The following is a 6542-nucleotide window of genomic DNA, read 5'->3' as shown; positions in this document are numbered from 1 at the left end:
ACCCAGGCCCTCCAGGACGACGAGGCCCGCAGCAAGGCCATCCTCGAACGCATCCCCGCCGGACGCTGGGGCAACGCCGACGACCTCGCCGGAGCCACCGTCTTCCTCGCCTCCGACGCCGCCAACTACATCCACGGCACCACCCTCCCCGTCGACGGCGGCTGGCTCGGCCGGTGAACGACAAAGCACACGGCGAGGAGGACGCCATGCGACGCCGGAAGATCCACAACACCTCCGTCGAACTCACCGAACTCGGGTTCGGTGCCTCCGTCATCGGCAACCTCTACCGGGTCACCCCGGCCGAGGGCGCAGCGGCCGCGATCGACGCGGCCTGGGACGCGGGCATCCGCTACTACGACACCGCACCCCACTACGGCCTCGGCCTCTCCGAACAACGCCTCGGGGCGGCCCTGCGGGAGAGGCCCCGCGACGAGTACGTCATCTCGTCCAAGGTCGGCCGACTCCTTGTCCCCAACGAGCACCCCCAGGGCGTCGACACCGACGGCTTCGCCGTACCCGACGACCTGCGCCGCCAGTGGGACTTCAGCCGCGACGGCGTCCTGCGCTCCATCGAGGCAACACTGGAGCGGACCGGCCTCGACCGCCTCGACGTCGTCTACCTCCACGACCCCGACGACCACTGGCAACAGGCCGCCGACGAAGCCATGCCCGCCCTCGCCGACCTCCGCGACCAGGGAGTGATCGGCGCGATCGGCGCCGGCATGAACCAGTCCGCGATGCTCGCCCGCTTCCTGCGCGAGACCGCCGCCGACATCGTCATGCTCGCCGGCCGCTACACCCTCCTCGACCAGTCGTCACTCGACGACGTGCTGCCCGCCGCGCTGGAACACGGCAAGAGCGTCGTCGCCGTCGGCGTCTTCAACTCCGGCCTCCTCTCCCGCGACCGGCCCGCCGAAGGCATGAAATACGACTACCAGGACGCCTCACCCGAACTCGTCAACCGCGCACGGGCCATCGCCGACGCCTGCGAACAACACGGCACCACCCTCCCCGCCGCAGCGATGGCCTTCCCGTTCAGCCACCCGAGTACGGTCAATGTCACGCTCGGCATGCGAGATCGCACACAGGTGACGCGGAACGTGGAACTCCACGGACGTGCCGTCCCCCAGGCGCTCTGGGACGATCTCCGGGACCAGGGGCTGATCAGGGCCGACGTCCCCGTCCGCAGCGGCCTCCAGGGCTAGCCGGACCGGTTTCCACACTCACGGCATGATCACGGCGTGGCTCGCTCGGAACCACCGTTGGACGACCTGTCCCCGGTGACCGGCGGGCCACGCCGCCGCATTTCCCACCTGCACCGCACCGGCATAAGCCACTCAACCAGCAGAAACGGCACGCGAATGTGTCGTATCGCGGTCGCTTCCCGGACGCATCTGCGCAGGAGCATCACACAGGCTGCACACACCCTCTGGAAAGCCTCGCTACGTTTGCCCTGGACTCGCTCATCCGTGCGAGAGTGAACACAGGAAGACCGTAGATGGACTACTGCTCCACGTGCTGTCGGCATCTCAATGGCGCTCTCATGTGCCCCGGGTGCGGCGTCTACGCCCCGGACATGACTCACCTCGCCGACGGAGCTCCCGCCCTGGCCACCGTGACGGACGCGGCCACGTGGGAGGCCCCTGTCCACCTGTGGGACGACTCCGCCTACGTGTCCGATCACGGCGCCGAGGAAGCCGACGCAATCGGCTCGACGCCGCAGGAGCAGCCGTACGACAGTGCGGACGTGCCCGCCCCCACGCCTGACGGCCGGGCGGCTCGGCGCCGTCAGCGGGAGCGCTGGAAGAAGACGCAGCGCAAAGCACTGGTAGCCACCGCGGTCGCCCTGGTCGGGGGAGGCATGACCGTCGCGTCGCTGAACCGTCAGGCACCGGACCGGACCCAGGCGGCCTCCGCCCCGGACAGGGAGCCCATGGGGATCGCGGAGCAAGAGATCACGGATTCCCTACCCGTCCCGTCGACTCCGGCCGATCCGCAGCGGGCCCAGCACACCTCGTTCGCCACCCAGTCCGCCGCCACGACGGCGAACGGGCCCCACGAGCAGGTCTCCGTCGCACTCCAGGCCACGCCTGCGGCACAGGTGATCCACCAGAGGCAGGCCACGTCCCCCATGACGGTGGTGACGTCCTCGGCCGGGTCGCACGCGGTCTCCACCAGGCCGGAGGCCACAGGCACCGCGACGGGGACCACGGCCTCGCCCGCGCCTTCGACGGGCGACAGCACCGGCACCGGCACATCGGGCACGGACACCACGTCGGCTAGCCCCTCGCCGTCCGGGTCCGCCCCGACGTCCGCGACGCCCTCGTCGTCGCAGGAGGTCTGTCTGCTCGGACTGGTGTGCGTGAGCTGAGTTGATCCCGTGCCCGGAGGCGGACCCGGCCGGGCGTCGCGCACGGGTTACGGCCAGCCCGCTCCCGGCACGGTGACCTGGACGGTGAGCACCTGGCCCGTGCCGGGCGCGACCGGCTCGGGCTCGGTCATGCCCTGCCACCGGGCGGCCACGACGAACAGGGTCGTGCCGTCGGGACCGCCCAGCGCACAGGCGAAACCGCCACGGTCCAGGGGCACGGTCCGCAGGACCGTGCCGCCCTCCCCGACCCGCACACAGCACTGGTTGGGGACATCGGCGTACCAGACGGCGTTCTGCGCGTCGACGCAGATCCCGTCCGGGGTGCCCTCCCCGAGGTCGGCCCAGACGCGCCGGTTGGACAGGCCGCCGTCCGGAGCGATGTCGAAGGCCACCAGGCTGTGGCGGTAGGAGTCCGCGACGATCAGCGTGGAGTTGTCCGGGGTGACCGCCATGCCGTTGGGAAACGCGATGTCGTCGGCCACCTGCCGCACGGAGCCGTCGGGTGTGGCCAGATGGATGAACCCGGGCTTGACCGCCTCGCCCGCCATCGGGTTGAAGCCGGCCCGGTTGACGTAGGCGTTGCCCCGGCCGTCCACCACGATGTCGTTCCAGCCCGGCAGGCCGAGGTCCGCGTGCGTGACCAGGGTGCCGTCCGGCTCCCGGCGCAGCAGCAGCCCTTCGGGGGACGAGACGATCACCAGCCGGCCGTCCGGGAGCCAGGCGGTGCACAGCGGCAGCGACGCCACCCGCGCGATCACCTCGCTGTGGCCGGCGAGGTCGACCGAGAGGACCTCGCCGGCGGACCAGTCGGAGAAGTACAGACGGTCGCCGTGCCAGCGCGGCGATTCCACCAGGCCCCTGCCGGTGAGCAGTGTCCGCACCTCGGTCATCCTCACCACAGCCCTTCACCTCAGCCTGCCCGGCGTCTGCGCCGATGTCTCAACATGCCACAGACTCGCCCGCCGGACCGCGAACGCGGCACATCGCCTTCCCCGGAGACCGGGCCGGGCCCCAGGGGGAGTCGGCCACCGGGACTGCCCGATGCGGCCGACTCCGGCACATACCGCCGCGTACGACGTTCAGCAGATCCGGTGCACCCGCTGGGTGGTCAGCTCGTAGCGGGCGCCGACGACGGCCAGGGCACCCGAGTCCACCTTGGCGGCGAGGTCGGGCTCCGCGGCGAGCTGTGCCCGTATGAGCCGTATGTTGGCGTCGATCGTCGCGTCGACGCGGGCGTCGCCCGTCTTGCCGTGATCGATGGCCGGGCTGATCCGGTCGGCCAGGTACTGGATGTGGGCGGGCAGTTTCGCGCCCGACTCGTCCGCCTGGACGGTGGCCTTCACCGCTCCGCACGACTGGTGGCCGAGCACCATGAGCAGAGGGATCCCCAGTTCGAGCACGCCGTACGCGAGGCTGCCGAGCACGGCTTCGTCGAGGACCTGGCCCCCGCTGCGTACGGTCATCAGATCGCCGAGGCCCTGGTCGAAGACCATCTCCGGGGGTACCCGGGAGTCGATGCAGCCGAGGACGAGAGCGAAAGGGTGCTGACCGGTCGTCAGGGCCTGCCGGACGGCGGGCGACTCGTCGGGGTGCCGCTCGCGGAAGGCGCGCCAGCGGCGGTTGCCCTCGGAAAGCTCCCGCAGAGCCTCCTCGGCGGTGGTGGGCCGCTTTCGCGGCGCGGCGGTGGCGGGCGCGGCGACCGCGGATCCGGCGCCGGCAGCCAGCCCGGCACCGAGGGCGGCGGTCCCGGTGAGCGCGGCGCGCAGAAGTGTGCGCCGGGCAGGGGGTGTTGCGCCGGAGACGGGGGCGGCGGATTCGATCCGCTGCGGGGTGACGGCACTGTGGGGTAACGGGTCAGAGTTCACCAAGGGAACATATGTCCGGCCTGGCACCCATCCGTTCGGGTTGCCAATTCATGATCAACTGTTGAACCGCCCTTACCGGCCCATAGATCAGCCCTTGACGAGAGCCCGCCCGCTCGGGGAATCCATCACCCGCCTCCGTCTCGACAGGCAGCCGGCCCCCTCTTGACAGGCAGCCCCCTCTGCTCCACTGTGGCGACTCAACATGCAAAACGCAATATATTGCATATGACAGGAGGCTCCATGAACACCACCCACCCCCGTCCAGGCAGCCCGGGCACTTTCTGGCGAAGGTGTCCGCGGATACCCATCGGAGTCCAGTCGGTCATCGCCGTCGGGCTCGGCTCGCTCGTCGGCGTCCTCGCCCCGGTGGTCGGCGAGCAGATGAAGATCCTCGGGGAGGTGTTCCTGAACCTGGTGCAGGTCGTCGTTCTGCCCCTGGTCTTTCCGCTCATCGTGCTGGGCGTCGCCCGCATGGAGTCCGTCAGGAAGGTCGGCCGGATCGCCGGCAAGACCATCCTCTACTTCGAACTCGTCACCACCGTCATCCTGTTGATCGCCGTGGGTCTGGCCAGGTTCGCGGGCATCGGCAAGGGCGCTCCCGTCCGGGGAGCCGACGTCAAGGACCTGGACGGTCTGAGCCAGGGCATCGACTTCCACGAGCTGCTCCTGCACGCCGTACCGAAGAACATCTTCGCCGCGTTCGGCGAGGGCAACCTGCTCGGAGCGATCGTCTTCGCCCTCCTCGTGGGCGTCGCCATGGCCGCGACCGGCGAGAAGTCCGAGCCCTTCGCCGCGGTGCTGGAGTCCGTCGCCGCCATCATGTTCAAGGTCGTCGGATACGTCATCCGCGTCGCGCCGCTGGGCGTCCTCGGCTTCATCTCGTACGACGTCGCCCACTACGGCTTCGGCAACCTGCGCAGCCTGCTGGGCTTCATCGGCGTCGTGTACGCGGGCCTGGCCATCGTCATCGGCCTGCTCTTCCCGCTGATCGCCGCGCTCTTCCGCGTCCGCTACGTCGATCTGCTGAAGTCGGTCGCCGGGCTCGCCGGGATCGCCTTCGTCACGCGCAGCTCCGAATCGGTGCTGGCGCCACTGATGGGCAGGCTCGAGGAGTTCGGCCTCAGCCGGTCGACGACCTCCTTCGTCGTCCCCCTCGGCTACTCCTTCAACACCGACGGTTCCGTCCTCTACCAGGCCACCGCCCTGGTCTTCCTCGCCAACGCCTACGGCGCCGACACCTCGCTGCCCGCCCTCCTCCTCATGGTCGGCGTGCTGGTGGTCCTGTCGAAGGGCATGGCGGGGGTCGCGTCCGCCTCCATCGTCGTGCTCATCGCGGCCGGCAACTCGATCGGCCTGCCCGCCGAGGGCATCGCCCTGCTCCTCGGGGTGGACTTCATCGTCGACATGGCCCGCACCGGCGTGAACGTCATCGGCAACTCACTCGCCGCCGCCGTGGTCGACAGCTCCGAGAAACGCCGCGAGGCAAAGCGCGCCGGCCGGGACGCACCCGATCTCCCGGCCGTGCCGGGACGCACGATCCCGCTGAAGGAAGCCGCCCAGTGAGCACCCCCTCCCCCGGCCCCCTGACCGCTCCCGGGATCATCGGCATCCTGGGCGGTATGGGCCCGGCGGCCACCGCCGACTTCTACGCCAAGCTCGTCTCGGTCACCCCGGGCTCCAGCGACCAGGACCACCTCCGGACGGTCATCTGGTCCGACCCCACGATTCCCGACCGTACGGAGGCCCTGCTGGGAGACGGCCCCGATCCCACCCCCTGGCTGCTCGCCGGGAGCCGTGTCCTGCGCGAGGCCGGCGCCACCGTCATCGCCATTCCCTGCAACACCGCGCACGCCTTCGTCCCGCGCATCGCCGGACATGTCGGCCTGCCCATCGTCCATATGATCGGTGAGGTCGCCCGGCACCTGGCCGCGTTGCGACCGCACGTCCGTACGGCCGGCCTGCTGGCGACCACCGGTACCGTCCGGGCCGGTCTGTATCAGGAATGGCTGGGCCGCCTCGGCATCCGCCTCGTACTGCCCGATACGGCGGCCCAGGACCGCGAGGTCATGGCGGGCATCCGCGCGGTCAAGGCGGGCACCCACGACGCCACGACGACCGCGCTGCTGGCCCGCGCCGCACAGCGGCTCACCGGGCAGGGCGCACAGGCGGTCATCGCGGGCTGCACCGAGATCCCCCTCGGTCTCCCCGCCGACGCCGTGGACGTCCCCCTCGTCGACCCGGCTCTCGTCCTGGCGCGGGCCCTGGTCCGCCGGGCCGGGGCCGGAGGGGCAGCCGCGTAGGGCGGC

Annotated in this window: 7 protein-coding genes; 5 read left to right on the top strand and 2 right to left on the bottom strand. The window is 70.7% G+C overall.

Translation table 11 applies throughout. The annotated features are described in order from the left end of the window. The 3 genes from AOK08_RS02405 to AOK08_RS02395 form a co-directional block, all read left to right on the top strand. Positions 1-177 (top strand): SDR family oxidoreductase (locus tag AOK08_RS02405; RefSeq protein ID WP_157876532.1); only part of this gene is annotated, 177 nt, incomplete at its 5' end. Between the two features lie 29 nt (positions 178-206). After that, entirely contained in the window at positions 207-1205 is a 999-nt protein-coding gene (locus AOK08_RS02400) for an aldo/keto reductase (RefSeq protein WP_055523131.1), read from the top strand. A 293-nt stretch (positions 1206-1498) separates the two neighbouring features. Beyond that, a complete protein-coding gene (locus AOK08_RS02395) occupies positions 1499-2371 on the top strand; it encodes an SCO2400 family protein (RefSeq protein WP_055523129.1) in 873 nt (290 codons plus the stop codon). A gap of 47 nt (positions 2372-2418) precedes the next feature. On the opposite strand, the gene AOK08_RS02390 is transcribed toward AOK08_RS02395, so the two are convergent. Together AOK08_RS02390 and AOK08_RS02385 are read right to left on the bottom strand one after the other, a co-directional pair. Next, on the bottom strand, positions 2419-3261 hold the full coding sequence (locus AOK08_RS02390) for an SMP-30/gluconolactonase/LRE family protein (protein ID WP_055523150.1): 843 nt from the start codon (positions 3259-3261) through the stop codon (positions 2419-2421). A 189-nt stretch (positions 3262-3450) separates the two neighbouring features. Further along, on the bottom strand, positions 3451-4236 hold the full coding sequence (locus AOK08_RS02385) for a carbonic anhydrase (protein ID WP_055523148.1): 786 nt from the start codon (positions 4234-4236) through the stop codon (positions 3451-3453). Positions 4237-4476: 240 nt separating this feature from the next. Here AOK08_RS02385 and AOK08_RS02380 point away from each other — a divergent pair, with 240 nt between their 5' ends. Beyond that, positions 4477-5799 carry a dicarboxylate/amino acid:cation symporter gene (locus AOK08_RS02380; RefSeq protein WP_063793992.1) on the top strand — a complete coding sequence of 441 codons (1323 nt, stop codon included), beginning with the start codon at positions 4477-4479 and terminating at the stop codon, positions 5797-5799. Next, complete coding sequence (cuyB, locus tag AOK08_RS02375; protein WP_241826783.1) at positions 5796-6536, top strand: cysteate racemase; 741 nt, start codon at positions 5796-5798, stop codon at positions 6534-6536. Before AOK08_RS02380 ends, cuyB begins: the two co-directional genes overlap by 4 nt. The last annotated feature ends 6 nt before the right edge of the window (positions 6537-6542 follow it).

The sequence above is a fragment of the Streptomyces graminilatus genome (assembly GCF_001418565.1).
Lineage (GTDB): Bacteria > Actinomycetota > Actinomycetes > Streptomycetales > Streptomycetaceae > Streptomyces > Streptomyces graminilatus.
Note: the sequence above shows the minus strand (reverse complement) of the source record. Positions and strands in the feature narration are given on the sequence as shown.